The organism is Pseudomonas sp. QL9 (assembly GCF_041409665.1).
Taxonomy (GTDB): Bacteria; Pseudomonadota; Gammaproteobacteria; order Pseudomonadales; family Pseudomonadaceae; genus Pseudomonas; species Pseudomonas knackmussii.
In genome coordinates this window covers 4,315,237-4,341,883 of record NZ_CP166971.1, presented here as the reverse complement: position 1 = coordinate 4,341,883, position 26,647 = coordinate 4,315,237, and the positions used below count along the sequence as shown (strand labels likewise).

General features: G+C 69.3%; 24 protein-coding genes. 8 read left to right on the top strand and 16 right to left on the bottom strand.

Annotated elements, in window-relative coordinates; genetic code table 11:
• Positions 1-63 precede the first annotated feature (63 nt).
• The 3 genes from ACA097_RS20235 (at position 64) to ACA097_RS20225 (ending at position 1,733) form a co-directional block, all read left to right on the top strand.
• Positions 64-726, top strand: coding sequence for a hypothetical protein (locus tag ACA097_RS20235; RefSeq protein WP_160288017.1), 663 nt, complete (start codon positions 64-66; stop codon positions 724-726).
• A 199-nt stretch (positions 727-925) separates the two neighbouring features.
• Positions 926-1,504 carry an S-(hydroxymethyl)glutathione synthase gene (gene gfa / locus ACA097_RS20230; RefSeq protein WP_371365564.1) on the top strand — a complete coding sequence of 193 codons (579 nt, stop codon included), beginning with the start codon at positions 926-928 and terminating at the stop codon, positions 1,502-1,504.
• A 37-nt stretch (positions 1,505-1,541) separates the two neighbouring features.
• Positions 1,542-1,733, top strand: a complete 192-nt coding sequence (locus ACA097_RS20225) for an alpha/beta fold hydrolase (RefSeq protein ID WP_371365562.1) — start codon at positions 1,542-1,544, stop codon at positions 1,731-1,733.
• A gap of 24 nt (positions 1,734-1,757) precedes the next feature.
• Here ACA097_RS20225 and ACA097_RS20220 read toward each other — a convergent pair whose 3' ends face one another.
• Positions 1,758-4,529, bottom strand: coding sequence for a winged helix-turn-helix domain-containing protein (locus tag ACA097_RS20220; protein WP_371365560.1), 2,772 nt, complete (start codon positions 4,527-4,529; stop codon positions 1,758-1,760).
• 405 nt (positions 4,530-4,934) lie between these two features.
• Here ACA097_RS20220 and ACA097_RS20215 point away from each other — a divergent pair, with 405 nt between their 5' ends.
• A complete protein-coding gene (locus ACA097_RS20215; RefSeq protein WP_043254241.1) occupies positions 4,935-5,297 on the top strand; it encodes a helix-turn-helix domain-containing protein in 363 nt (120 codons plus the stop codon).
• 18 nt (positions 5,298-5,315) lie between these two features.
• Here the strand turns inward: ACA097_RS20215 and ACA097_RS20210 are convergent, their stop codons facing one another.
• The 6 genes from ACA097_RS20210 to ACA097_RS20185 form a co-directional block, all read right to left on the bottom strand.
• Positions 5,316-6,911 (bottom strand): MFS transporter, encoded by a 1,596-nt coding sequence (locus tag ACA097_RS20210; protein WP_371365558.1) that lies wholly within the window; start codon positions 6,909-6,911, stop codon positions 5,316-5,318.
• Positions 6,912-6,922: 11 nt separating this feature from the next.
• The gene (locus tag ACA097_RS20205) at positions 6,923-8,764 is read right to left on the bottom strand and encodes an amidohydrolase (RefSeq protein ID WP_043254243.1); all 1,842 of its coding nucleotides are present in this window, start codon (positions 8,762-8,764) and stop codon (positions 6,923-6,925) included.
• Positions 8,765-8,778: 14 nt separating this feature from the next.
• Positions 8,779-9,597, bottom strand: coding sequence for an alpha/beta fold hydrolase (locus tag ACA097_RS20200; RefSeq protein ID WP_371365555.1), 819 nt, complete (start codon positions 9,595-9,597; stop codon positions 8,779-8,781).
• 49 nt (positions 9,598-9,646) lie between these two features.
• Positions 9,647-10,216, bottom strand: a complete 570-nt coding sequence (locus ACA097_RS20195; RefSeq protein WP_043254247.1) for an antibiotic biosynthesis monooxygenase — start codon at positions 10,214-10,216, stop codon at positions 9,647-9,649.
• A gap of 106 nt (positions 10,217-10,322) precedes the next feature.
• On the bottom strand, positions 10,323-11,702 hold the full coding sequence (locus ACA097_RS20190) for a winged helix-turn-helix domain-containing protein (RefSeq protein WP_371365553.1): 1,380 nt from the start codon (positions 11,700-11,702) through the stop codon (positions 10,323-10,325).
• Between the two features lie 170 nt (positions 11,703-11,872).
• A complete protein-coding gene (locus ACA097_RS20185) occupies positions 11,873-12,829 on the bottom strand; it encodes a GlxA family transcriptional regulator (RefSeq protein WP_371365551.1) in 957 nt (318 codons plus the stop codon).
• Positions 12,830-13,130: 301 nt separating this feature from the next.
• On the opposite strand from ACA097_RS20185, the gene ACA097_RS20180 reads away from it, so the two are divergent.
• The 3 genes from ACA097_RS20180 to ACA097_RS20170 are packed head-to-tail and all read left to right on the top strand — an operon-like array spanning position 13,131 to position 15,545.
• Positions 13,131-13,787: a hydrolase gene (locus ACA097_RS20180; protein ID WP_043254251.1), complete on the top strand. Its 657-nt coding sequence runs from the start codon at positions 13,131-13,133 to the stop codon at positions 13,785-13,787.
• A 58-nt stretch (positions 13,788-13,845) separates the two neighbouring features.
• A complete protein-coding gene (locus ACA097_RS20175; protein ID WP_371365549.1) occupies positions 13,846-14,277 on the top strand; it encodes a DoxX family protein in 432 nt (143 codons plus the stop codon).
• The gene (locus ACA097_RS20170) at positions 14,274-15,545 is read left to right on the top strand and encodes an OprD family porin (protein WP_371365547.1); all 1,272 of its coding nucleotides are present in this window, start codon (positions 14,274-14,276) and stop codon (positions 15,543-15,545) included. The genes ACA097_RS20175 and ACA097_RS20170 overlap by 4 nt, the downstream gene beginning before the upstream one ends.
• A gap of 3 nt (positions 15,546-15,548) precedes the next feature.
• Here ACA097_RS20170 and ACA097_RS20165 read toward each other — a convergent pair whose 3' ends face one another.
• The 8 genes from ACA097_RS20165 to ACA097_RS20130 form a co-directional block, all read right to left on the bottom strand.
• Positions 15,549-16,457: a LysR substrate-binding domain-containing protein gene (locus tag ACA097_RS20165; protein WP_043257608.1), complete on the bottom strand. Its 909-nt coding sequence runs from the start codon at positions 16,455-16,457 to the stop codon at positions 15,549-15,551.
• A 228-nt stretch (positions 16,458-16,685) separates the two neighbouring features.
• Positions 16,686-18,269, bottom strand: a complete 1,584-nt coding sequence (locus ACA097_RS20160) for a FadD3 family acyl-CoA ligase (protein ID WP_043254257.1) — start codon at positions 18,267-18,269, stop codon at positions 16,686-16,688.
• Complete coding sequence (locus tag ACA097_RS20155; protein WP_371370548.1) at positions 18,266-19,351, bottom strand: alkene reductase; 1,086 nt, start codon at positions 19,349-19,351, stop codon at positions 18,266-18,268. Before ACA097_RS20155 ends, ACA097_RS20160 begins: the two co-directional genes overlap by 4 nt.
• A gap of 11 nt (positions 19,352-19,362) precedes the next feature.
• Positions 19,363-19,989 carry a nuclear transport factor 2 family protein gene (locus tag ACA097_RS20150; RefSeq protein WP_371365544.1) on the bottom strand — a complete coding sequence of 209 codons (627 nt, stop codon included), beginning with the start codon at positions 19,987-19,989 and terminating at the stop codon, positions 19,363-19,365.
• Positions 19,990-20,009: 20 nt separating this feature from the next.
• Complete coding sequence (locus tag ACA097_RS20145) at positions 20,010-20,774, bottom strand: SDR family NAD(P)-dependent oxidoreductase (RefSeq protein ID WP_043254264.1); 765 nt, start codon at positions 20,772-20,774, stop codon at positions 20,010-20,012.
• A 4-nt stretch (positions 20,775-20,778) separates the two neighbouring features.
• Positions 20,779-21,600 carry an SDR family NAD(P)-dependent oxidoreductase gene (locus tag ACA097_RS20140; protein ID WP_043254266.1) on the bottom strand — a complete coding sequence of 274 codons (822 nt, stop codon included), beginning with the start codon at positions 21,598-21,600 and terminating at the stop codon, positions 20,779-20,781.
• A 14-nt stretch (positions 21,601-21,614) separates the two neighbouring features.
• Entirely contained in the window at positions 21,615-22,442 is an 828-nt protein-coding gene (locus ACA097_RS20135) for an SDR family NAD(P)-dependent oxidoreductase (RefSeq protein ID WP_371365542.1), read from the bottom strand.
• A gap of 16 nt (positions 22,443-22,458) precedes the next feature.
• The gene (locus ACA097_RS20130) at positions 22,459-23,541 is read right to left on the bottom strand and encodes a Rieske 2Fe-2S domain-containing protein (RefSeq protein ID WP_043254270.1); all 1,083 of its coding nucleotides are present in this window, start codon (positions 23,539-23,541) and stop codon (positions 22,459-22,461) included.
• A 214-nt stretch (positions 23,542-23,755) separates the two neighbouring features.
• Here ACA097_RS20130 and ACA097_RS20125 point away from each other — a divergent pair, with 214 nt between their 5' ends.
• The gene (locus tag ACA097_RS20125; protein WP_371365539.1) at positions 23,756-24,901 is read left to right on the top strand and encodes a helix-turn-helix transcriptional regulator; all 1,146 of its coding nucleotides are present in this window, start codon (positions 23,756-23,758) and stop codon (positions 24,899-24,901) included.
• A 105-nt stretch (positions 24,902-25,006) separates the two neighbouring features.
• Here the strand turns inward: ACA097_RS20125 and ACA097_RS20120 are convergent, their stop codons facing one another.
• On the bottom strand, positions 25,007-26,584 hold the full coding sequence (locus ACA097_RS20120; protein ID WP_371365537.1) for a FadD3 family acyl-CoA ligase: 1,578 nt from the start codon (positions 26,582-26,584) through the stop codon (positions 25,007-25,009).
• Between the last annotated feature and the right edge of the window lie 63 nt (positions 26,585-26,647).

The following is a 26,647-nucleotide window of genomic DNA, read 5'->3' as shown; positions in this document are numbered from 1 at the left end:
TCCGGGCATCCTCGACGGAGGAAGAACCGACCCCTCGGCATGACGCCCCACTGGAGGCATTCGATGGCACAGGAAGAACAAGAGAAACGCCGGCCGATACTCGCCCCCGTCGACCGGGTCACCGAAGCGGTCTTCGGCCTGTTGATGGCGATGACCTTCACCGGGACGCTGAGCATTGCCACCGCGGGCCAGGAAGAGGCACGCACCATGCTGATCGCCGCCTTCGGCTGCAACCTGGCGTGGGGCCTGGCCGATGCGTTCATGTACCTGCTGCGCACCTGGACGGACCGCTCGCACAACCGCTCCCTGCTGCTGAGCCTGCACAGCGGCATCGGCGCCGAGCAAGGCCAGGCGCTGATCGCCGACGCCCTGCCGCCACGGCTCGCCGAGGCGGCGCAACCGGCCAGCCTGGAGCAACTGCGCCAGGGCCTGCTGGCCCGTTCCGGCCCGCCTCCGCGGGCGCGGCTGGGGCTGGAGGACCTGCTGGGCGCGCTGGGCACCTTCCTGCTGGTGGTGCTGGCCACCTTCCCGGTGGTGATCCCGTTCCTGCTGACCGACAACGTGCCCCTGGCCGTGCGCAGTTCGAACATGGTCGCGCTGGTGATGTTCTTCCTCTTCGGCTGGACCCTGACCCGCTATGCGGGCGGCCGGCCCTGGCTGGGCGGCCTGGTCTTCGCCCTGCTGGCCACGGCCCTGATACTCGCCATCATCGCCCTGGGCGGCTGACGCCGGGGCACCCACGCTCCCTGTCGGCGGGGCGCCGGGCCGACGCAAGCTCGCCTATCGTGAATGAGAACAGTCGAGCGTCAGCGCGGCCTTCGTCCCGCTGCACGAAGGCCGCCATCCCTTTCGCCGGACAGGGCCTGCCGGCGCGGCATGTCGCTGCGCCCGCCCTGCCGGATCGATCGCCAGGAGGATCAACCCCATGAGCACGGTTCACCTTCATCCCTCGCTGGACAACGGCATCCGCCCGGAACAGCCCGGCTTCAGCGGCGGCACCCTGCAGTGCCTGTGCGCGACCGACAAGGTGGAAGTCGCGGTCGCGGCGCAGACGCTGCACAACCACGCCTGCGGCTGCACCAAGTGCTGGAAGCCCGCCGGGGCGACCTTCGCGGTGATCGCCGTGGTGCCGCGCGACAAGGTCAGCGTGGTGGCCCACGGCGAGAAGCTGCACATCGTCGACGAGAGCGCCGTCATCCAGCGGCACGCCTGCCGCGCCTGCGGGGCGCACCTGTTCGGGCGCATCGAGAACAAGGACCACGCTTTCTACGGCCTGGATTTCGTCCACACCGAACTCTCCCCGCAACAAGGCTGGGCGGCGCCAGGCTTCGCCGCCTTCGTTTCCTCGGTGATCGAGAGCGGCACGCCACCGTCGCAGATGGAAGCCATCCGCAAGCGCCTGCGCGAGCTGAACCTGGAGCCCTACGACTGCCTGTCGCCGCCGCTGATGGATGCGCTGGCGACCCACGCCGCCAAGCAGAAAGGCACCTACCGCGAGGCCTGATTCACCCAGGCGTCATGAAAAAAGGGACAGAGGGCCCATGCCACCTCTGTCCCTTTTCCGTTTGGGGCCGGCCATGGTGCTGCTGCATGGCTTCGGCGACACCGGCGACATGTGGGCGCCGCTCGCCGCCGACAATGTCACCGAGGTGGTGCCGGGCGCCGGACACTGGCTGATGGAAGAAGCGCCGGGGCCGACCATCAAGGCGATTCGCGACTTCCTGCCCAAGTGACGGCGGGCCGACCTCTCTCCAGGCTCAGCCCAGCGTCGCCAGGCACTCGCGCGCGGCCTTGAGATCGGGCGTCGCGAAGCCTTCCTCGAAGCGAGCGTAGACGGATGCCAGCATCTCCCGCGCCGGCGCAACGAGGCCCTGGTCGCGCCAGAGCCGGGCCAGGGTGGTCGCGCAGCGCAGTTCCCAGGCGAGCGCGCCGCTTCGGCGGGCCAGCTCGAGCGCCCGCGACAACAGGGACTCGGCCTCGCCACCCTCGCTGCCTCGCTCGAGCAACTGGCACGCCTCGATGCGCAGCCACTCCGGGGCACACCAGCCGGTGGCACTGCTGCCGGCCCGCTGCGACGCCAGCTCCTGGCTGCCACCGAGCGTCATGACGATGTCCCTCACCAGCCCGCTGGCCGGCGTCGTTGGCAAGGGCAGGCCCGTGCAACGCATCACCCCGGCATAGTGCTGCGCCCAGTCGGCGAACAGCGGGATGGAATGCCGCGAGGCAGCCTCGAACAACTGCCGCAGCCGGCTGGCGGCCTTTTCGTATTCGCCGTTGTAGTGGGCGATCACGCAGCCGGCGGTGGCCAGCGAGTAAGAGATCGACGGCGTGTGTTCCAGCTGGAAGGCCAGGTCCAGCGCCTGCTGCACGCGCCGCTCGGCCTGCTCGGGATAGCCGCGTAGCCAGAGAATGCGCGCCAGCACCGTGAGCGATGCCACGCGCTGCTCGTACTGCACGCCCATGCACAGCGCGAAGCGGTTGGCCCGGTTCTCCCGTTCGAGCGTCGCCAGCACTTCTTCGGCCAGGCTCTGCGCTTGCGTCTGCCGCCCCGAGAAATGCAGGGCCAGGACCCTGAGGCGTTGCGAGCTGACGGCCAGCTCGTCGCCGTGGCCCTGGGCCAACTGGTCGAACTCCTCGCTCAGTGCCAGCGTCTGCAGGTACTGCCCGGAGCGCAGGCTGGCTGCGACCTGCCCGGAAATGGCGTGCAGCACCGCCGCCGCGTCACCGGTGCGCTGCGCGAGCAGCCGGGCACTCTGGAACGCGCCTATGGCCTGCGAAGACACCACCTGCCCGTGGTAGGAGCAGTTGCCCAGCGCCAGCTCCAGCTGGGTCGCCAGGCGCAGGGCGTCATCCGTTTGTGCGTATGACGTTGCGCCCAGCAGCCCGAGCGCTCGCGTCACGTACGCGCCGTACTCATGCAGCAGCGACATCTCCTGCCAGATCGGCGCCGAGCAGGCCGCCAGGCGAATCGCCAGGGGATGGCGCACCTCGTCATCCAGCCCCCAGTTCAACGCGGAACGCAGGTCGCCCAGCCAGCGGGAGTGCCTCGCCAACCAGCGCTCGGTCGGCAGGCTCTCCCACTCGCGCTGGGCGCATTCCAGGCGCGCCAGGCACAGCCCCAGGTGGCGTACCCGCGTTTCGTGAAGCTCGCCAGCTGCTTCGAGCTGTTCCAGGGCATAGAGGCGGATGGGTTCGAGCAGGCGGTAGGTGAACTCGTCGTCGCTGGCCTCGACGCTGATCAGCGACTTGCTGGCCAGGTGCGCAATCAGCATGCAACCGGCCCCCGGGTCGCCCGGAAGCCCGAGCATCACCGCGGCGGACTCCAGGGTGAAGCTGCCGCGAAACACGCCCAACCGGCGCAGGCTGGCCTGCTCGACCGCCGGCAGCAGCGCGTAGCTCCAATCGAAGAGTGCGCGCAGATGCCGGTGCCGGGGATGCGCCGGCTCGGCTTCGATGGGGCGGTCGAGGTAGCTGTCGCCGTCGAGCAGCGCCAGGTCATGGTTTTCCTCCGCGGCGATCTGCCCGGCGGCCAGCTCGATCGCCAGCGGCATGCCGTCCAGGCGATGGCAGATCTCGACCAGGCGCGGCAAGTCCGCCGCGCGGGGCTCGAATGCCTCGTCGACGTTGCGTACCCGCTCGACCAGCAGGGCCAGCGCCGGATAGGCAAGCGCTGCGGCGACCTCGGCGGTCTGCCTGGGCGGGCTGGCCAGCGGCGACAGTCGATAGACCTGCTCGTGGGCGACGCGCAGTTCCTCGCGGCTGGTGCTCAGCACCCGAACCTTGGGCGCGGCGCGCAGCACGCACTCGACCAGGTGCGCTGCCGCTTCGATCAGGTGCTCGCAGTTGTCGATCAACAGCAGCATTTCGCGCTCGCCGAGCTGCGCGCAGATGGCTTCCAGCGAGCTGCCGGCCTGGCCTGGAACGCCGAGCAACGCCGCCAGCATGCTGGACAGCGGGCCGGCATCCTGAAGCAGCGTGAGGTCGAGCATGCGCACGCCGTCTCGGTAGCGGTCGATCAGCTGTTCGGCCGCCTGCAACGCAACGCTGGTCTTGCCGATGCCGCCGCAGCCCACCACCGAGATGCAGCGACCGCTCTGCAGCAGGCCGACGATCTGCGCCACCTCGCCCTCCCGCCCCAGCAGGCGGCTGCGCCGTGGCGGCAGGTTGTGCCGGCCCGATACAGCGATCGGCAATGGCGGAGCGCCGCCGACGCGGCGGGTCGGCGCGACGAAGCTGTAGCCGCGCAGGGCCACCGTCACTATGTAGCGGCGGCCTTCCTGGCCATCGCCCAGGGCCTTGCGCAAGGCGGCCATGTGTACCCGCAGGTTGCCCTCTTCCCCACTCCCGCAGGGCCAGACGCGGTCCAGCAGTTCGCGCTTGCTGACCACCTGGCCGGCGTTTTCCAGCAGCACGAGCAGCAGTGCGAAGGCGCGTCGCCCGAGGCGCAGCGGCCGGCCGTTCTCGACGATGGAGCAGGTCGCGGGATAGACCAGATAAGGGCCGAAACCCAGGGCGGGTTCGGCCGGCATCGATTGTTCTCTTCTCATGATTCCTGGTGGTTCTTGCACGCGGGCAAGGCGCCGGCTTCAAGGTGGCAGGCTGCCTCGGGTGCAGCTCCGCGGAGCCGCCGATTCCGTTCTAGTGCAAAAAGGATGACGCTGCCGAGTGCAACCGCATAAAAATTAACAACGACTAACACGGCCGCTCGCTCAAACCCACGCTAGAGCGCAATCCGCGCCGTTGAGCCCCATGATCATCCGCCGAACGGCCGCCCCCAGCCTCCCGGCACGGCATGACACCCCGCCTTCATGCACCGAAATGAAGCCGTCCGCCTTCGCCGGTGCCGCCGCTTAATGAGCATTAACCGGCATTAACTGGCTGCCTTGCCGAGGCCCGCGAAAGATAGCGATACGTCCATTTCAGTGAGAGCAGCCATGCTCAGTCGGAGTATCGAGCGCAGCGCCGGGAGCGCGCCCACGCGCAAGCTCGCTTGCTGGCAGGAAGAACGGGCCCGCAGGCTCATCCTCGCGCACCTGGAAAGCGGCATCAGCGTCACCCTGCTGGCCGAGGCCTGCGCCCTTTCGCGCAGCGACTTCACGCGCAAGTTCAAGGCCAGTATCGGCCATTCGCCCCAGGAGTGGATGCGCCTGCAGCGGGTGGAAAAGGCCAAGCGCCTGCTGGCCGAGGCGACCTTGCCGCTGGCAGAGATCGGGCTGGAATGCGGCTTCTACGACCAGGCGCATTTCTGCCGCGTGTTCAACCGCCTGACCGGCCTGTCTCCCAGCGCCTGGCGCTGAGTGCGAACAGCTGAAAGATCAACGCCCGGGCGCTGCAAGCAGATGGCGGATCTGCACCGCCACCCCCTCTTCCTGGAAGCGCCGCGCGGCGGCCTCTATGGCCTGCTCGGCGCGGGTGACGCGGCCGTGGTGGCGCAGGTGCTCCAGCCAGGATTCGTCGAAGAAGAACTCCAGCCAGCGCGTCGGGTCCTCGCTGTCCTGCACCAGCCCCCAGGAGAATGCCCCGTTGCGCTGGCGCATGCGGCGCACGTCCTGCATGGCGGCGCGGAAAGCGTCCTGCTGCTCGGCGGCGATGCGGTATTCCAGGGTCACCATCACCGGGCCACGCTCGCGGTCCAGCGCGGCATCAAGAAGCGGCGCCGGCCAGTGCAGTGAAGGTGCCAGGTCGTCGGCACGGCTGGCCGGCAGCGGGAAGCGCCAGCGCGCCAGCAGGCCGAGCAACAAGGCCAGGCCGCCACCGGCGAAGGCAGCGGCCATCGACAGGTGGCTGGCCACCGCGCCCCAGGCTACGCCGCCCGCCGCCGAGCAACCGAAGAACACCAGGATGTACAGCGACAGCGCCCGTGCCCGCACCCAGGCCGGCACCGAGGTCTGTGCCGCCACCTGCAGGCTCGACAGCACGGCGATCCAGGCCGCGCCGCTGAGCAGCATCAGTGGCGCCAGCAGCAGGAATGAACGCAGATAAGCCAGGCCGAACAGCACCCCGGCGTAAACCACGCTGGCCAACAGCACCAGGGTGTCGTTGCTGCAGCGCGCGCGTAGCTTCGGCAGGCCGACGGCGCCGAGCACCGCCCCCACGCCGACGCATCCGAGCAGGATGCCGTAGTCCAGCGGCGTGCCGCCCAGCTCGCGACGAACCAGCAGCGGCAGCAGCGCCATGCCGGCCGCCGCACCGAGGAAGAAGGCGGCTGTACGCACCAGCACCGCTTGCAGCGGGTGCGCGCTGCGGGCATAGCGCAGGCCGGCGCGCAGTGCGCCGAACAGCCGCTCGGCGGGCAGCACAGACTCGCTCGGCGTGCGTTTCCAGGCGAACAGCGCGCCTATCACTGCGAGGAAGGAAACGGCATTCAGGGCGAAGGTCAGCCAGGGGCCGCTCAGGCTCACCAGCACCCCGGCCAGCGCCGGGCCGAGCGCCCGCGCCACGTTGACGCCGAGGCTGGACAAGGCCACCGCCGCCGGCAGCTCGTCGCGGCTGACCAGCTCCGGGGCCAGGGCGGTCCAGGCCGGCATCATCAGCGCGGTGCCCAGGCCCATGGCGAAGGTCAGCGCCAGCAACAGCGGCACCGTCATCCAGCCGGCCAGGGTCAGCAGCGCGAGCACCAGGGCCACCGCCGCCATCCACACCTGCACCGCCAGTAGGTAGCGGCGCTTGTCGACGATGTCGGCGAGCGCCCCCGCCGGCAGCGCCAGCAGGAACACCGGCAGGGCCCCGGCGACCTGCACCAGGGCCACCGACAGCGGGCTGGCCGACAGGCTGGTCATCAGCCAGCCGGCGCCCACTTCATGCATCCAGGTGCCGATGTTCGAGGCGATGCTGGCCAGCCACAGCCAGCGGAACACCTTCGCCTTCAGCGGTTGCCAGGGCGAGCTGGCCGGCGCTTTCGCCTCGTCCATCGCGGCCATGCTCAGAAGGCGAAGCAGGAGCAGCCGAAGGCGCCCCAGAAGCCGGCGAAGTCGCTCACCGGCACGTCCTTCGTGCGCGCCCGTTCATGGGAGTGGCCATGCACCGTGCAGGAGCCGACGCACTGGTGCACCGCCTTCTGCAGCGGCGCCTGCGGGCGCCAGTGCCCCGGCACCTTGACCACCGGCGACCAGTCCGGCACCACCGGCAGCACCGGCGGCGCCAGCTTGTCGAATGGCCCGGCACCGTGGACCACCTTGCCGCCGACCACGGTCAGCACCGACTCGATGCCCTTGATGGCCTCTTCCTCGACGCTGAAGAAGTCTTCCGAGAGCGCCGCGAGGTCGGCCAGCTGGCCCACCTTGATCTGCCCCTTCTTGCCCTGCTCGCTGGAGAACCAGGCGCTTCCATGGGTGTACAGCTGCAGCGCCAGCTCGCGGGACAGGCCCTCGGGGTACAGGCTCAGGCCGCCCACGGTCTTGCCGCTGACCAGCCAGTACAGCGAGGTCCAGGGGTTGTAGCTGGAGACGCGGGTGGCGTCGCTGCCCGCCCCTACCGGCACGCCCTCGGCGAGCATGCGCTTGATCGGCGGCGTGGCTTCGGCGGCCTTGGCGCCGTAGCGGTCGACGAAGTATTCGCCCTGGAAGGCCATGCGGTCCTGGATCGCGATGCCGCCGCCCAGCGCACGCACGCGTTCGATGTTGTGCGGGGTGATGGTCTCGGCGTGGTCGAAGAACCACGGCAGGCCGTTGAACGGAATGTCGCGGTCGACCTTCTCGAACACGTCGAGCATGCGCGAGATGGATTCGTTGTAGGTGGCGTGCAGGCGGAACGGCCAGCGATTGGCGACCAGGTGGCGGACCACCGGCTCCAGCTCGTCTTCCATGCTCGCCGGCAGGTCCGGGCGCGGTTCGAGGAAGTCCTCGAAGTCGGCGGCGGAGAACACCAGCATCTCGCCAGCGCCGTTGTGTCGGAAGTAGTCGGTGCCCTGGCCGTAGGTGACGGTGCGGGTCCAGTTCTGGAAGTCGGCGAGCTCTTCCTTGGGCTTCTGGGTGAACAGGTTGTAGGCGATGCGCACGGTCAGCTGGTCGGCGTCGGCCAGTTGCTGGATCACCTGGTAGTCATCGGGGTAGTTCTGGAAGCCGCCGCCGGCGTCGATCACGCTGGTCAGGCCGAGGCGGTTGAGCTCGCGCATGAACTGCCGGGTCGAGTTGACCTGGTACTCCAGCGGCAGCTTCGGCCCCTTGGCCAGGGTGGCGTAGAGGATCATCGCGTTGGGCCGCGCGATGAGCATGCCGGTGGGTTCGCCGTTGCTGTCGCGGACGATCTCGCCGCCGGGCGGGTTTGGCGTGTCCTTGGTGTAGCCGACGACCCGCAGCGCAGCACGGTTGAGCAAGGCGCGGTCGTACAGGTGCAGGACGAACACCGGGGTGTCCGGCGCCGCCTTGTTCAGCTCCTCCAGGGTCGGCATGCGCCGCTCGGCGAACTGGAATTCGTTCCACCCGCCGACCACCCGCACCCACTGCGGCGTGGGCGTGCGCTGGGCCTGCAGGCGCAGCATGTCGAGGGCGTCGGCCAGCGAGGGCACGCCCTCCCAGCGCAGCTCCAGGTTGTAGTTGAGGCCGCCGCGGATCAGGTGCAGGTGCGAGTCGTTGAGGCCGGGGATCACGCAGCGCCGCTGCAGGTCGATGACCTGGGTGGCGGCGCCGCGCAGCGCCATGGCCTCGGCATCGCTGCCGACGGCGAGGAACTTGCCGTCCTTGATCGCCACGGCGGTGGCGCTGGGGTTCTCGCGATCCACCGTGTGGATGCGTCCGTTGTGCAGGATCAGGTCTGCCTGGTGCATGGCGCGTCTCCCAATCAGCGGGCCAGGAAGGCCAGCAGGTCTTCGTTGAGCTGTTGCGCGTGGGTCACGGCGAAGCCGTGCGGCGCGCCCGCGTATACCTTCAGCTGAGCACCGGGGATCATTTGCGCGGCCAGCTTGCCGGTGGTTTCGAAGGGCACGATCTGGTCGTCGTCGCCATGGATCACCAGGGTCGGCACGTCGATCTTCGCCATGTCGGCGCGGAAGTCGGTGCCGCCGAAGGCGGTCACGCAGTCGATGGTGCCCTTGATCGAAGCCAGCAGCGCGATGTTCAGGGTCTGGGTGAGCACGCCCTGGGACACCTTCTGGCCATGGTTGATGCCGTAGAAGGGGCTGGCGAAGTCGGCGATGAACTGCGCGCGGTCCTGGCGCAGGCCGGCGACGATGCCGTCGAACACAGCCGTGTCGACACCCTGCGGGTAGTCCGCCGTGCGGCCGAAGATCGGCGTCACCGCGCCGAGCAACACCAGGCCGGCCACGCGCGAGCTGCCGTGGCGGGCGATGTAGCGGCTGACGTCGCCGCCGCCCATGGAGAAGCCGACCAGGGTCACCTCGCGCAGGTCCAGGTGCTCGATCAGCTGGGCGATGTCGTCGGCGAAGGTGTCGTAGTCGTAGCCGTTCCACGGCTGGCTGGAACGGCCGAAGCCACGGCGGTCGAAGGCGATGGTGCGGTAGCCGCGGCTGCTCAGGTACTCCATCTGCACCTCCCACATGTCGCCGTCCAGCGGCCAGCCGTGGCTGAACAACACGGGCTTGCCGCTGCCCCAGTCCTTGAAATAGATCTCGCTGCCGTCACGGGTGAGGAATGTGCTCATGGGGAATCTCCGAGAGTGGGGAATGGACGTGAATCGAGTGCCGTGGAGCCTAGACCGGCCTGAGCCAGTCGGCGCACAGGCGGGTAACCCAGGGCATGATCAGGAAGACAACCGGTACGACGATGCACAGGGTGATGAGCAGATTGCTCGGGACCAGGCCACCCAGCGCCGGAAAGCGCTCGAACACCGGCGCCCAGAGCCGGGGGACCAGCATGCTCAGCGGGCTGATCACCAGGAAGGTGAGTACCGCCTGCTTCCACTTCGGCGGCTGGCGGGCGCCGCCGCGTAGCGGGGTGAACCAGAATTCGGGGTCGTCGTGGACCAGCGGATGGTCGCCGCCTTCGAGCATCGGCAAGGCCTCGGCGATCAGTTCGGCGCGCTCGGCGGATTCGATCCAGGCCTGCAGCTGGGCTGCCTCGGCGAAGCGCACCAGGGTGGTGAAAAGCGCCTCGTCGCCGCCGGGACGGATCACGTTGACCCCCAGGTGCCCCGGCCAGTGCTGCGCCGCCTTCACCGCCCGGCGCAGCCAGGCCTCGTACTGGGCCAGGGCCTCGCGGCGCACCTTGTGGTAGATCACCAGGGTCACCACGCTGTTCAGGTCAATGGCTGTGCTGCTCATGGGCGTTCCGTCGGCTCGCGTGTCGATGCCGACGACTATGGACGCCGCCAGGAAGCTTGCATTGGACGGATGTGCTGCCCCGCCGTCAGCGAGGCGTCAGCACAGGTCAGGCCACCGGCAGGGCCAGTTGCGGCCAGCCGGCGTCGGCATCGCGGCGCACGTAGGCGCGCACCGTGTTGGGCATCCGGTAGAGCACGCCGCGCTCGCCGTGCTCGGCCAGCAGCAGGGACTTTTCCACCAGTTGCCCGACCACGCCGAAGATGCAGTCGCGACACTGCAGGGCACCGTCGAGCGCCTCGGCCGCTGCGTTCAGGCTGAAGGCACCGGCGAACTCGGCGAGCTGGCGCAGGCAGCTCTGCTGGCAGGCATCGAGCAGGCAGAAGCTCCAGTCGTAGGTTGCCTGCAGGCTCTGCTGGCGCGCAGGGGCGGTGCGGCGGCCGGGCATCAGCAGGTGCATGCGGCTGCCGAGCAGTTGCTCCAGCGCCTCCAGTCCGACCACGTCCACCTGGCGCGCGGCCATCTCGATGGCCAGGGGAATGCCGTCGAGGCTGCGGCAGATATTCGCCAGCACCGGCAACTGCGCGGGACGCAGGGCGAAGTGCTCGGACGCCTCGCGGGCGCGGGCCAGGAACAGTTCGATGGCCGAGCAACCGAGGATGCGCTGCGGATCGCTGACGCCAGGCTCGGGCACTTCCAGCGGCGACAGGCGCAGCACGTGCTCGCCCGCGGCGCGCAGCGGTTCGCGGCTGGTGGCGAGGATGTGCAGCGCGGGGTGCAGGCGCAGCAGGTGCTCGACCTGCTCGGCGCAATCCCGCGCCAGGTGCTCGCAGTTGTCCAGCAGCAACAACAGCGGGCCGCCCGCCGGCTCGCCGAGCAGGCGCGCCAGGCCGTGGGACAACGCCACGCCATCGGGATAGTTCGACAGGTCGGCGAAGCACACGCGCGGGAAGTCTTCGCGCAGGTGTTCGGCGACCTGGATCGCCAGCGACGTCTTGCCCATGCCGCCGGGCCCGACCAGGGTCAGGATGCGCGTGCGCGGCACCCGCTCGACCAGTTGCCGCAGCCACTGCTCGCGGCCGACCAGGCCGACCAGCAGCACCGGCAGGTTGCCCGCCACGCTCGACCCAGCCGCCGGCGGCGCCTCGCCCAGCGTCTCGACCACGCCGACGAAGCCATAACCGCGCAGCGGCACGTTGGCGATGTAGCGCTCGCCGGTGCGCCCTTCGCCCAGGGCACGACGCAACGCGGCGATGTGCACGCGCAGGTTGATCTCTTCGACCACGGTGCCGCCCCAGACCTGGGCGATGATGGTTTCCTTGGGGATGATTTCGCCGGGCCGCGCGATCAGCACGCGGAGGATGTCCAGGGCGCGGCTGCCGACCTGCACCGGACGCTCGCCCTGCAGCAATTGCCGGCTGTAGGGGTGGAACTGGAAGCGACCGAACTGCAGGACGGTCGCGGTATCGAATGGCGTCTCGGCGCGCATCTGCAGTTTTCCTCCGGAGCGAGCAAAGGCTCTAGGTCAAGGCTTCCAAGCGAAGCCTCGACACTCAGGCAGTACCGCTTAAATCGTTGTAGCGGACATTCTGGCAGCCCTGGATGACAGCGCAATTCATCCGGGGGGAAGGATTCGGCCAATCAGGGGGCGCAGGACGGTCAAATGCCGCCGAACTGCTCGCGGTACTGGCTGGGTGACATGCCGATGCGCTCGCCGAACAGCGTGCGCATGTGCCGCGGGCTGCCGAAGCCGCTGCGGCAAGCCACCTGCTTGAGCGGCAGGTCGCTGCTTTCCAGCAGCTTGCGCGCGTGGTCGATGCGCGCGTTCTGCACGTACTGCATGGGCGTGACCTTCGTCTCGCGCAGGAAGGCCCGGGAGAAGTTGCGCGGGCTCATGGACACCAGTTCGGCGAGGCGCGCCACGGTCAGCGGCTCGTCGAGGTGGTCGATGATGTACGCCTGGGCGCGGGCGATTGCCGTGCCGTCGCGCAATACCGCGGCCAGCAGCGGCGAGTAAGGGTTCTGCCCGCCCGGCCGCTTGATGACCACCAGCAGCACCTTCGCCACCTCCAGCGCCACGTCCCGGCCGTGATCCTCGGCAACCACCGCCAGGGCCATGTCGATGCCGGCGGTCACCCCGCCGGAGGTGATCAGGTCACGGTCCAGCACGTAGATGCGCTCGGCCTCCACCTGCGCCTGTGGATAGCGATCGGCCAGGCGCTTGAGGTAGTTCCAGTGGGTGGTGCAGCGATAGCCGTCGAGCAGGCCGGCCTCGCCGAGGATGAAGGTGCCGGTGCAGATCGCGCCGTAGCGCGGCACGCGGCGCGCCGCCTGCCCCAGCCAGGCGCTCAGGCCCTCGTGGCGGTCGTTGTAGGCGCCCGGCCCGCCGGGCACCAGCAGCAGGTCGACGGCATCGGGCATCTGCTCCAGGCGCAGGTCCGCCTGCACCCGCAAGCCGCAGGACGAACACATCACTGCGTCGCTCTCGGCCAGGGTCAGCAAGCGGTAGTGATGTTCCGCCGGCAGATAGCGGTTAGCCACGGAGAACACCTCCATGGGGCCCGATACATCGAGCATCAGTACATCCGGGTAGAGCACCACGGCAACGGTCTTCATTACTTGCAACTCCCGCGCTTGTATCCGCCCGCGCCGAAAGCCTCGGCAGCGAGCACAGCAATCCAATAATTATCCGTACAGCCCGCGCGATAGTCATGCCACTTCGCCGACTCATCGAGCGCGCCGGGTGCAGTCCGCCAGGGCCCTTGCAGAACTGCAAGGTGACCCTGCAAAGCTGTCTGTTCCGCGCAGTCCGGTTGTCGGCAAAGATGGCTCCACGGTTCGGCAACACAACGACGAAGCCGAACGAAAGCACATGCAAGACCCAACCCACTCACGCAACGACGAAAGGAAACTCACCATGACCGCAATCGCCAAGGCTGTTCCCGGCAAGACCCTGCTGAACCCGACCGATCACACCCTGATCATGATCGACCACCAGTCGCAGATGTCCTTCGCCACCAAGTCGATCGACGCCGTCACCCTGCGCAACAACGCTGCCCTGGTATCCAAGGCGGCCAAGGAGTTCGGAGTTTCCACCATCCTCACCACCGTTGCCGAGAAGAGCTTCTCCGGCCCGATCTTCACCGAGATCAAATCGGTGTTCCCGGATCACAACGTGATCGACCGCACCAGCATGAACACCTGGGAAGACCCGCGCATCGCGGTGGAAGTGAACAAGTTCGGCAAGCAGAAGATCGTCCTCGCCGGCCTCTGGACTTCCGTGTGCATCGTTGGCCCGGCCCTCTCCGCCATCGACCAGGGCTTCGAGGTCTACGTGATCGCCGACGCCTGTGGCGACGTCTCCACCGAAGCCCATGAGATGGCCCTGCAGCGCATGATCCAGCTCGGCGCGCGCCCGATGACCTCCCTGCAATACCTGCTCGAACTGCAACGCGACTGGGCCCGTGGCGAAACCTACGACCAGACCGTGAAGACCTCCATCGAGCATGGCGGCGCCTACGGCCTGGGCCTGATCTACGCCAAGACCATGTTCAACGCCAGCGAAGGCCACTGAGCCTGAAACCGGGAGCGGCAATGCCGCTCCCTTTTTTCGCCTGCCGGAGATACGCGTGATGAGTTCGGAATCCCCGCTGCCCGCGCGAATCGCCTGGGCCCTGCTGTTCATGCGCGTCTCCGGCGCGCTCCTGCTCCTGCAAGTGCACGGCCTGCCCAAGCTGCTGCATTGGCAGAGCGAGCTGCAGCACATCGAAGACCCGTTCGGCCTCGGCGCGCCCCTGACGCTGGGCCTTGCCGTGTTCGCCGAAGTGCTCTGCCCGCTGCTGCTGATCGCCGGCGTGTTCGCCCGCCTGGCCTGCCTGCCGATCCTCGCCGTGCTGCTGGTCGCGCTGGTCTTCGTGCACCCGCAGTGGACCCTCGAGGAAGGCCAGTTCGCCTGGTGGATGCTCATTCTCTTCGGCGGCCTGGCGCTGGCCGGGCCCGGCGCCTATCGTCTCGACCGGCGGCTCTGGCCGGCGACGACCCCAGCGAAGGAGATCCAGCCATGAAGCCCACTCCACTGACGGCCTGCGCCCTGGCCTGTGTGTCGGCGAGCGCCCTGGCGGCCCCGCACGACGGCCTGCTGGAAGGCGGCGACTGGTCGCTGCTCAGCCGCAACTACTTCCTGCAGACCGACTACCGCACCCAGCCCTCGCCCAGCGGCCAGAGCCTGCGCGAAGAGTGGGCGCAGGGCTTCATCGCCGACATCCGCTCGGGCTTCACCCAGGGCACGCTCGGGCTGGGCTTCGACGCCCACGCCTTCCTCGGCGTGAAGCTCGACGGCGGCCGTGGCCACGCCGGCACCGGCCTGCTGCCGCGCAGCGCCGATGGCTCCAGCGACAGCGACTATTCCGACGCCGGTGGCGCGGTCAAACTCGACCTGTCGAAAACCACGCTGAAGTTCGGCGAAATGACCGTGGAAACCCCGGTATTCGACACCGGCGACAAGCGCCTGCAACCGGAATACGCCACCGGCACCCTGCTGGATTCGAACGAGATCGACGGCGTGCACTTCCAGGCCGGGCGCTTCACCGCATTCAAGAACCAGGACTCCAGCTCCAGCCGCGGCGACTTCGAAGGCTACGGCGCCACCACCGCCCACAGCGCGGTGAGCTTCGCCGGCGCCGACTTCGCCCCGCCCGGCGACTTCGGCGGCTCGCTCTACGCCGGCCAGCTCGACGACACCTGGCGGCAGGCCTACCTGAACCTGCACTACGAGCACGGCGGCCTGCTGCTCGACGGCAATGTCTATCGCACCCGCGACCAGGGCCAGGCACGCGCCGGGGAAATCGACACCACCGCCTGGAGCCTGTCCTCGTGCTACCGTTTCGGCGCCCACGCACTGACCCTGGCCTACCAGAAGATCGACGGCGACGAGCCCTTCGACTTCGTCGGCGGCGACTCCATCTACCTCGCCAACTCGATCAAGTACGCCGACTTCAACGGCCCTGGCGAGCAGTCCTGGCAACTGCGCTACGACCTCGACCTGGGCGCCTTCGGCGTTCCCGGCCTGAGCTTCATGACCCGCTATGTGCGCGGCAGCGAAATCGACGGCACGCACGCCCCGGCGGACGGCGCCTACGCCGGCCAATACGGCGCCGACGGGCGCCATTGGGAGCGCGACAGCGACCTGCGCTACGTGGTGCAGTCCGGCCCGGCCAAGGACCTCTCGCTGCACTTCTCGCAAGTCAGCCATCGCGGCAACGCCGACCAGCCGGGCAGCGATATCGACCGCCTCTACATGATCGTCGAGTACCCGCTCAAGGGCGTGTTCTGACGGTTAGGCCTCGGTGCTCATGAACTTCGCGATGCGCTCGCGCAGCCAGCGCTCGGCGGGGTCGCTGTCCTGGGCGGCGCCCCAGACCATCGACAGCTCCGCCGGGCGCACCTCGAAAGGCGCGTCCTCGGCGCGCAGGCTGCCGTCGTCGGCGAGGATGCAGGCGGCGTAGTCCGGCACCGTGGCGATCATCTCGGTATTGCGCAGCAGCGCCCGCAGGCTGCCGAACTGCGGCACCGCGAGCACCACCCGGCGGCGGCGGTCGATACGCTCCAGGTCGAGGTCGATGGCGCCGCTCAGGTCGCCGGAGAAGGACACCATCACGTGCGGCCGCGCGCAGTATTCGTCGAGGCTCAGCGGCCCCGGCCGCGAATCGCCACGCAGCACCTTCACGCCGATGTCGCGCAGCTTGCGGCGCTTGGCGTTGGCCGGCAGGTCGGTGGTGTAGCTGACGCCCACGGTGATCTCGCCGGAAGACAGCAGCGACGGCATCAGCAGGTAGTTCGCCCGGCGCACCACCACGACGATGTTCGGCGCCTCGGCCTGCAAGGCGGCAAGCAGCGCCGGGAACAGGCCGAACTCGGCGTCGTCCGACAGGCCCAGGCGGAACACGTTGCAACTGCTCTGCGGCTCGAAGGCCTTGGCCCGGCTGACCGCCGCGGAGATCACGTCCATCGCCGGACGCAGCTCGTCGAAGATCTGCAAGGCCCGGCTCGTCGGCTCCATGCCGCGCCCGGTGCGCACCAGCAACGGGTCGTCGAAGAGATCGCGCAGCCGACCCAGCGCGGCGCTGACGGTGGACTGGGTGACGAAGAGCTTTTCACCGGCCCGCGTGAGGTTGCGCTCGATCATCAGCGCCTCGAACATCACCAACAGGTTCATGTCCAGGCGTCGCAGGTCGCTTCGGTTCATGGTCGGCACTCGCAGGAAAATGCCCGCAGTGCAGCAGCGGCCCGGGATTTCGTCTTGCACGACTGTGCTCCGCTGGCGAGCGGGAGTGCGCTGGGGTAGCCCGCGCCATCAAACCCCTATGTCGCGAAGCGGCGCAAAACACCGCGCAGGAGCGAACCTTGTCCGCGAAATGGCGGGCATGGCCTGCTCCTGCAGGTCCAGGCCACAAGGGCGCATAACCGCGAACGGTTATACGCCCGGCGCAGCCGCCCGCTCGCGCAACAGCGCCTTGGTCACCTTGCCGGAAGCGTTCAGCGGCAGGCTGTCGACCAGTTCGACGCAGCGCGGCACCTTGTAGTTGGCCATGCGCTCGCGGCTCCAGGCGATCAGCGATTCGGCATCCAGACTGGCGCCGGGACGGGGGATCACGAAGGCCTTGCCGACCTCGCCCTGGCGCTCGTCGGGAATGCCGATCACCGCCGCCTGGGCCACGCCGGGATGCTCCATCAGCAGGCGCTCCACCTCCGCCGGGTAGCAGTTGAAGCCACCGACGATGAACATGTCCTTGAGGCGGTCGGTGATGCGCAGGTAGCCGCGCTCGTCGAGCACGCCGACGTCACCGGTATGCAGCCAGCCCTCGGCATCGATGGCCTCGGCGGTCGCCTCGGCATCGTTGAAGTAGCCACGCATCAGGTTGAAGCCACGGATCAGTACTTCCCCCGCCTGGCCACTGGGCACTGTCCGCCCCTCGGCGTCCACGCAGCGCACCTCGATGCCCTCCAGGGGACGGCCGCAGGTGCTGGCCACGGTCTGCGCGTCGTCGCCCGGGCGGCACAGGGTCGCCAGGCCGCAGGTCTCGGTGAGGCCATAGGCGGTGAGCACGCTGGCGAAGCCCAGTTCGCTGCCCATGCGCTGTACCAGCACCGGCGGCACAGAAGCCGCGCCGGTGACCGCCACGCGCAGCGACGACAGGTCGAAGTCGGCGCGGCGCGGGTGTTCCAGCATGGCCGAGTAGAGCGCCGGCGGACCGGGCAGGAATGTCACGCGGTCGTGCTCGATGCGGCGCAACACGGTTTCGGCTTCGAAGGTGCGTTGCGGCAGGATGGTCGCGCCACGGATCAGCGCCGCCAGCCAGCCGGCCTTGAAGCCGAAGGCATGGAAGAACGGGTTGACGATCAGGTAGCGGTCGTCCGCGCCGAGGCCGACGATCTCGCTCCAGTTGTCGAACAGCCGCAGGTTCTGCCCGTGGGCGCAGAGCACACCCTTGGGATAGCCGGTGGTGCCAGAGGTGAACATCAGGTCGCTGAGGCTGTTCTCGTCCAGCGCATCGATGCGCGCATCGAGCGCGGCGTCGGGTACCGCTTCGGCGCCGGCGAGGAGGTTCTCCCAACTGGCGTCACCGTCACGCGCCTCTTCGATGACGACGGTTTGCGCCAGATCGACCAGCACCTGTCCGTCGAGTAGTTCGGGGTAATAGCTGCCGAGGAACTCGCCGACGCTGAACAGCACCCGCGCGCCGCTGCGACGCAGGATGTCCGCCGCCTCGGCGGCCTTCAGCCGCGTGCTCAGCGGCACCAGCACGGCGCCGGCCATCAGCCCGCCGAGGGCGGCGAGCAGCCAGCGGTGGCCGTTCGGCGCCCAGATGGCGACCCGTTCGCCCGGCTTCAGGCCGAGCGCCAGCAGCGCCCGGCCGACCCGCCGGGACTGGTGCTCCAGCTCGGCATAGCTCAGGCGCAGGTCGCCCTCGTCGACGGCGATGTGCCCGGGGTGCCGGCGCGCGCTGCGCGCCAGGGCGGCGGGGATGCTCCGCGCCCGCTCGCTGACCGGCGTCATGCCTGCACCTCCGCGTCAGCGGCGAACACGGGGTAGTCGGTGAAGCCCCGCTCGCCGGTGGAGTAGAGGGTGGCGCGGTCGAACCCGGCAAGGGGCAGGCCGGCGCGCAACCGCGCCACCAGATCGGGATTGGCAATGTAGTGACGGGCGAACGACACCGCCTCGCCCTGCCCTGTCGCAATGGCCTGCGCAGCGCTAGCGCCGTCGAAGCCGTCGTTGAGGATCAGCCCGCCACGGAAGTGCCGGCGCGCCAGGGCGAAGGCGTCCAGGTCCGGTTGCGGCGAACGGCTGACCTGCAGGTAGGCCAGGCCCAGCGGATCGACGGCGTCCAGCAGCGCCCCGTAGGTGGCGACTGGGTCGTCGTCCTGCATGTCGTTGTACGGATTGCCCGGGCAGATGCGCAGGCCGACACGCCCGGCGCCTATGGCACCGGCCATGGCTTCGAGGGTTTCCACCACGAAGCGGATGCGCCGCGTGAGCGAGCCGCCGTAGCCGTCCCTGCGCTGGTTGCTGCAGGCCAGCAGGAACTGCATCGGCAGGTAGCCGCTGCTGCAGTGCAGCTCCACGCCATCGAAGCCAGCGGCACGAGCGTTCAGCGCGGCCTGCCGGTATTCCTCGATGACGCCGGCGACTTCGTGTGTATCCAGTGCGCGCGGCACGTCCATCGGCACCATGCCGTGGCTGTCGCTGTACAGGCTGCCGTGCGCGGCGATGGCCGAAGGCGCCACCGTCTCGGCGCCTTCCGGCTTGTTGTGGCAACTGGCGGCGCGGCCGACGTGCATCAGTTGCAGCACGCGGCTGGCCGAGCCCTGCTCGGCGATGGCGGCATTGACCCGGCCCCAGGCCGCGACCTGCCTTGGCGTGACGATCCCCGGCGTACGGCAGTAGCCCTTGCCGTTCACGCTCGGGTAGGTGCCTTCGGCGATGATCAGGCCGGCGTCGGCGCGCTGGCCGTAGTAGCGCGCGTGCAGGGCGTCGGGGGCGTCGTCGGCATCGGCGCGGCTGCGCGTCATCGGCGCCATGACGATGCGGTTGGCCAACTGCAGCTCGCCGAGCTGCAGCGGTTCGAAGAGCGTGTCCAGGGGGCCGGCCATCAGCGCACCCTCACCCGCGGCGCGCTGGAGCCGCGGCGCATCGTGTCGAGGAACTGCCCCAGCGGCGCCGGCTCGGCGACCTGCGGCAAGGCGTCGTCGGGTTTGGCGTTCCAGAACGCCTTCCAGGTCGGCCAGAGGTCGTGCCAGGAGCCGTCGTAGGGCTCGCGGCCCGGCCAGCGCATCTTCTTGTCGCCGATCGGCGGGCGGTTCTGGTCGCTGGCATAGAGGTAGCAGGGCAGGCGCCGGCGGAAGTACCAGCGCCCGTCGATACGCTGGTAGTCGTCCCAGTAGAGCATCTGCATGGTCACCCACTCCGGGCCGGCCTCGTGCTCGTTCTTCGAATAGACCACGCCGCTGGCGTTGTCGGCGTCGCGGAACTCGATGATGTGCCCGCCGATGTGGTGCGAGGTGGTGCTGAACTGCAGGCGCAGGGTGTCGTCCATCCAGGCCTTGAGGTGGGCGCGGCCGGTCTGGTCCTTGCCCACCTTCACGTCTTCCGGGAACAGCCCGACCCAGGCGTCGAGGTCGCGCATGTCCAGGGCCAGGGCGTACTTGGCCGGGAGCATGCGGATCTGTTCCAGCGACTCCAGGCGATCCAGGCGCGCTTCTACGGTCATTTCATTCATGCAGGTTTTCCCGGCCCGTCTCAGCGTTGCGAGGAGATGTTGCCGCCATCGACGACTATCTCCGCGGCATTGATGTAGCTGGCCTCGTCGGACAGCAGGAAGCGCACCACGCGGGCGACCTCGTCGGGTTGGCCGAGGCGGCCGAGCAGGATGCGCCGCTCGAAGACGCCAGGGTTGGCCGCCGCGATCGGCGCGACCATCGGGGTGAGGATCTGCCCCGGCGACACCGAGTTGACGCGGATGCCGTCGGCGCCCAGGGCGTCGGCCAGCGAGCGCACCAGCGACAGCAGGCCGCCCTTGGAGGCGCTGTACGCGGGAATCAGGCCGTTGCCCAGGGTGGCGTTGATGGAGGCGATGCCGACCACCGAGGAACCGGGGTTGGCGCGCAGGTCCGGGAGCATCTCCTGCACCAGCAGCGCCATGGCGCGCAGGTTGACGTTGAGCACGCGGTCCCAGCGCTCGGCGGTGAGCTGGTCGATGCCGCTCTGGTCGACCATCCCGGCGGCGTGCACCAGGCCGCCGGGGGCACCGAGGGCCGCGCGGGTGGCGGCCAGGGCCGGCGTGATGGCGGCGGCGTCGCAGAGGTCGACGCCTACGCCCAGGCAGGCCACGCCGTGGGTCTGGGCCAGTTGCGCGGCGACTTCCTCGGCCTTGCCGGCCTGCAGGTCCCAGATGGCCACCGGACGGCCGACGGCGGCGAGCGCCTCGGCGCAGGCCAGGCCGATGCCGGAGGCGCCGCCGGTGACCACGACGGGGCTGGCGGGAGAGTTCAGCTGAATGTTCATAAGGTCATGCCTCCTGGGCAGCTGCGCGGATTTCGGTCGAGGTCGCCGAGGTGTAGTCGGTGGCGCCCACGTTCAGTTCACAGGTCTTGCCGCCGTCCACCACCAGGCTCTGGCCGGTGATGTAGGAGGCTTCGTCGGAGGCCAGGAAGAGGATGGCGTTGGCCACTTCCTCCGGCTCGCCGATGCGCCCCAGCGGCACGGCGCGGGCGGTGCCCTCGGCGATCTGCGGGCTGCGCATGGCCTCGCGCGTGCCTTCGCTCCAGACGATGCCGGGGATCACCACGTTGACGCGGATCTTCTGCGCCGCGCCTTCCAGGGCTACCGCCCTACTGAAATTGAGCACCCCGGCCTTCGCCGCGCCATAGGCGGAGAGGCCCGGGCTGCCGAGCAGGCCGGCCACCGAGCCGAGGTTGACGATGGAGCCGCCGCGGCCCTGCATGGCGCGGAACGCCGCGCGGGTGCCGAAGAAGGCCACGTCGAGGCTGCCGCGCAGGCACTTGTGCCACTCGGAGGTCTCCAACGCGGAGAGCATGCCCCAGGTGTAGTTCACGGCGTTGTTGATCATCACGTCGAGCTGCCCGAAGCGCTCCACGGTCACCGCCACGGCGTTGTCCACCGAGGCCTCGTCGGTGACATCGGCCTGCACCCAGTCGGCCACGCCGCCCTGCGCGCGGATTTGCGCCACCACCGCCTCCAGCGGTTCGCGACGGCGGCCGCAGACCATCACCCGTGCGCCCTGGGCGGCGAACAGCTGCGCCGCCGCCGCGCCGATGCCGGTCCCGGCGCCGCTGATCAGTGCCACCTTGTCTTGCAGTCGTCCAGTCATCTGCGTTTGCCTCTTCAATGCATCAACATGCCGCCGCTGGCGGCGAGGGTTTGTCCGGTGAAAGCGCTGGAATCGTCGCTGGCGAGGAACAGGCAGGTCTGCGCGATCTCCTCGGGTTCCAGCATGCGTCCCAGGGGAATCGCCCGCTCCAGGGCCTGCGCCCACTCGCGGGAAATGGATTGCATCATCGGCGTGCGGGTCGGCCCCGGGCATACGCTGTTGACGCGGATGCCGCGCGGCCCGAGGTCGCGCGCCAGGCACTTGGTCAGCCCGAGCAGCGCCGCCTTGGAGGCGCAGTAGGCCAGCGGCCCCTCGCCGGTCAGCGCCGACAGGCTGGCGACGTTGACGATGGAGCCACGGCTGCCGCAGGCGATCATCAGGCGCACCGCCGCGCGGCTGCAGTAGAAGGCGCCGTCGAGGTTGATCGCCAGGATGCGCCGCCAGCCGTCGTCGGTGAGGTCGACGATCATGTCGGTGAACACGTCCGGCTGCTGGCCGGCGGCAAGCTGCGCGTTGCGTTCGCCCAGACGCTGCTGGTAGTGCTCGAAGCCGTCGCCGGGCACCTGGCCGAGGCCGGCGTTGTTGACCAGCACATCGAGCCGGCCGTAGCGCTCCTGCACCGCGGCGAACAGACGCTCCACGGAATCGGCATCGGCGATGTCGCAAGACGCCGCCATGCACCCTTCGCTGCCCGGCAGCGCCTGCCGCGCGCTTTCCGCGGCGGCGCCGTCGATGTCCGCCAGCACCACGCTGGCGCCCTGCTCGGCGAACAGGGCGGCGGTGGCGCGCCCCATGCCCGAACCTGCACCGGTGACCAGCGCGACCTTGCCCTTGAGCTTCATCTGGCTGTCCCCCGGCTCAGATCAGGTGCAGCTGGCTGCGCGCCTGCTCGGGCACTTCGTCGAGCTGGCGCCAGCCGCCGTCGCGACGTTCGAAGACCTTGAGGGTCGGCGCCGGCAGCTTGGCGACGTCGGTGTAGAACTGCTCGTACCACTCGCGCAGCTGGTACACCGGGCCGTCGCCTTCGCACAGCAGCGGCTTCTCGACGCGGCACTTGCCGTGCCAGATCTCGACGTCCTGGAAGAACGACTTGTGCGCCTGGTTGGCATAGGCCTCGGCGATGGCCTCGTTCTGCTCGTCGCTCAGCCCGGGCTGCTTGCGAACCTTGACCGCATAGCGCAGCTCGAAGCTGTTCTGGTCGATGGGTACGTGGCAGTTGAGCAGCAGGGTGTCGATGTTGCCCTCGGCGGTTTGCGCGCTCATCCGGGTGACGTGGTAGGCCGGGCCGAAGTAGGCGCTGTCGGCGCGCAGGCCGTTGCCCAGCAGCTCGCTCTCCTCGCCCTGGAACATCTGGTAGCCGATGTGGCCGTCGAAGGTGTTGCAGAAGTAGCTGGCCGGCGAGCCGTGCACCGGGCCGAAGTGCGCGAAGTCGGCGAGGTTGTCCACCAGCTCGCGGCAGTTGGTGTTGATCACCATCTTGCGCATGCGCCACTCGGTCCACTCCGGCGAGAAGCAGGCCTCGATGCGCGGGATCCGCACTTCCGGATCCGGCGCGCCGCCCTCGGCGTCGTGCCAGACGAACAGCAGGCGGTTCTCTTCCAGGGTCGGCCAGGCCTTGACCCGGGCGCGCGGCGGAATGCGCTGGCAATAGGGAATGGACGTGCACTTGCCGTCGGCGCCCCACTGCCAGTGGTGGAACGGGCAGACCACGTCGTTGCCTTGCACGTGGCCGCCGCTGAGGTCGGCGCCCATGTGCGGGCAGTAGCCGTCGAGGATGCGAATGGCTCCATCCTCGCCGCGGTAGGCGACCAGGCGGGTGCCGAAGATGTCCAGGCGGTGCGGCTTGCCGTCGGCATAGTCGGCGGCAAGCCCCAGGCAGTGCCAGCCGCGGGCGAAGCGCTGCGGGTAGGTCGCGTTCGTGGCGATGATCGGCGATTGCATGCTGTTCTCCAGGGGGTGGATGTCGAGCCGAACTATTGGCCATGGTCCAACCGCCAACATCCCCGCCGGGGACTAGCCCACACGGGTGAGAACAGCTTCGGTTCCCGGCGAGGATGCACGCATCCTCCATTCGAACGATGCCGGCGCTGGCGAGGCGCGCCAGCCTTGGGCGAAAAAACAGCCCACGGCGACGCCCGCGCGGCGGAGGAGCAACATGCACGGCACCGACATCTCGCCCGACGACCTGAGCCGGCTGATCGACCTGATCTACGAAGGCGCCGCCGAGGCCGTCCCCTGGCAACAGAGCCTGGAGTCCCTGCGCGGGGCGCTGCGGGCCAGCTACGCGACCCTGATCCTGCGCCCGGCGGCGCCGGGCGATCCGGGCTTCATGGTCAACGCCGGCGCGATCTCGAGCGGCGCCCTGGACGCCTACGAAAGCACCTATTACGCGCTCGATCCCTTCGTCGACCTGCCGGTGGACGAGGTGCACACAGTGGCGGAAATCCTCGGCGAGGCAGGCTGGCGCGAGTCGGCCTTCTACCAGCAGTTCAACGCGCCGCTCGACATCTTCCATATCCTCGGCGCCGACCTCGCCGATGCCGGCGGCGATTGCCGCCTGCGCATCTGCCGGCCGCATGGCGCGCCGGCCTTCGACGCCGCCGACAAGGCTTTCTGCGCGCGGCTGCTGCCGCACTTCAAGCGGGCACTGCGCCTGCACGGCCGGCTGGAACGCAGCGAAGTGGAACGCCGCCTGTACGCCTCGGCGGTCGAACGCATGCGCATCGGCACCCTGATCCTGGACAGCCGCCAGCAGGTCCTCGAAAGCAACCAGGCGGCCCGCGAACTGCTGGCCGCCGGGGATGGCCTGTTCCTGCTCGACGGTTGCCTGCAGGCCAGCGTACGGCGCGACGACCTGGCCCTGCAGCGGCTGATCGCGCAGGCCAGCCGGGAACGCCAGGGCGGCGGCCCGCAGGTCGCCGAGGCAATCACCCTGGCCCGCCCTTCCGGCCGCGCCGCGCTGGGCGTGGTGGTGCAGAGCCTGCCCGGTCGCAATCCGGCCGAAGGCAAGCAGGCCCAGGTAGCGGTCTTCCTGCGCGATCCGGAGCAGACCGCCAGCGTGCCGCAGCAGTCGCTGCGCCAGCTGTTCGGCTTCACCCCGGCCGAAGCGGCGCTGGCGGCGCAACTGGCCAACGGCCTGTCACTGGAGGATGCGAGCCTGCGCCTGAACATCAGCCGCAACACGGCCAAGGCGCACCTGCGCTCGATCTTCGGCAAGGCCGGGGTCAACCGGCAGAGCGAGCTGGCCTGCGTCCTGCACAGCAGCGTGGCCTTCCTTTGTGCGGAGAAGCCTGGCGAGTGACGGGTTGGCCGGCAGCGTTCAGCTCAACCGCGAGCGGGCCGGTGGCCACGGTCAGACGGCGTATAACCGCGAACGGTTATACGTACCTACGTTTGCGCCGGGCCTTTATGCGGGGCTTTGGGCCATTTCGCGCAGCGCGTCCTTGGTCACCTTGCCGGCGGCGTTCAGCGGCAGCACATCGAGCAGCATGGCGCGGCGCGGGACCTTGTAGTTGGCCATGCGCTCGCGGCACCAGGCGAGGAAGGCGTCGAGGTCGATGCGCTGCCCCGGCGCCGGCAGCAGGAAGGCCATGGCCACCTCGCCCAGGCGCTCGTCGGGGATGCCGATCACCGCCGCCTGGGCCACGCCCGGGTAGCCGAGGATGGCCTGCTCGATCTCCGCCGGGTACACGTTGAAGCCGCCGTTGATGAACATGTCCTTGAGGCGGTCGGTGATGCGCAGGTAGCCGCGCTCGTCGAGTACGCCGACATCGCCGGTGTGCAGCCAGCCCTCGGCGTCGATGGCCTCGGCAGTCGCCTCGGGGTTGTTGAAGTAGCCGCGCATCAGGTTGTAGCCGCGCACCTGCACTTCGCCCGGTTGCCCGGCCGGCACGGCCCTCCCCTGCTCGTCCGCGCAACGCACCTCGATGCCGGGGAAGGCGCGGCCGCTGGTGGTGGCGACGGTTTCCGCGTCGTCGCCGGGACGGCAGATGGTGACGAAGCCGCAGGTCTCGGTGAGGCCGTAGGCGGTGACTATGGTCTGGAAGCCCAGCTCGCTGCGCATCCGCCGGACCATCTCCACCGGCACCGCGGCGGCACCGGTGACGGCCACGCGCAGCGAGGTCAGGTCATGGGCGTCGCGCTGCGGATGGGCGAGCAGCGACTGGTAGAGCGTGGGCGGACCGGGCAGCACGGTCACCCGCTCGCGGGCGATGCGTTCGAGCAGCACCGGCACGTCGAACACCTGCTGCGGCAGGATGCAGCAGCCGCGCATCAGCGCCGCCAGCCAGCCGGCCTTGTAGCCGAAGCTGTGGAAGAACGGGTTGACGATCAGGTAGCGGTCGCCTTCGCGCAGGCCGACCATCTCGCTCCAGTCGCGCACCAGGCGCAGGTTCTGCCCGTGGGCGGTCATCACGCCCTTGGGCTTGCCGGTGGTGCCGGAAGTGAACAGCAGGTCGCAGAGGTCGTCTTCGCTCAGCGCCGACTCGCGCTCGGCCAGCTCCGACTCGGGCACGCCCTCGGCCAGGGTTAGGAAGGTTTCCCAGCCCAGGCAGCCGTCGCGCTCGCCGCGCAGGATGATGCGCTGGCGCAGGTCCGGCAGCGCCTCGCCATCGAGCAGCGCCGGGTAATCGGTGCCGAGGAATTGGCCAATCACGAACAGCAGGCTGGCGCCGCTCTCGCGCAGCACCAGGCCCGCCTCGGCGCCCTTCATGCGGGTGTTCAGCGGCACCAGCACGGCGCCCACGCTCTGCAGCGCGGTGGCCGCGACTATCCACTCCCAGGCATTCGGCGCCCAGAGCGCGACCCGCTCGCCCTGCTCCAGGCCCAGCGCCAGCAGGGCGCGCGCGGCCTGGCGGCGTGCGGCGTCGAGCTGGCGATAGCTCAGGCGCAGGGTGCCGTCCTCGATGGCCGGCAGGTCGGCGAAGCTCGCCGCCGCGGCGGCCAGCAGGTGAGGGATGGTCGGGGCGGAAAGCGGGCAGGTCATGGCAGGAAGACTCGCGAACGGGAACGACAGGGCCGGCGCGGCGCCGGCCCGGGTGCGGCAGAC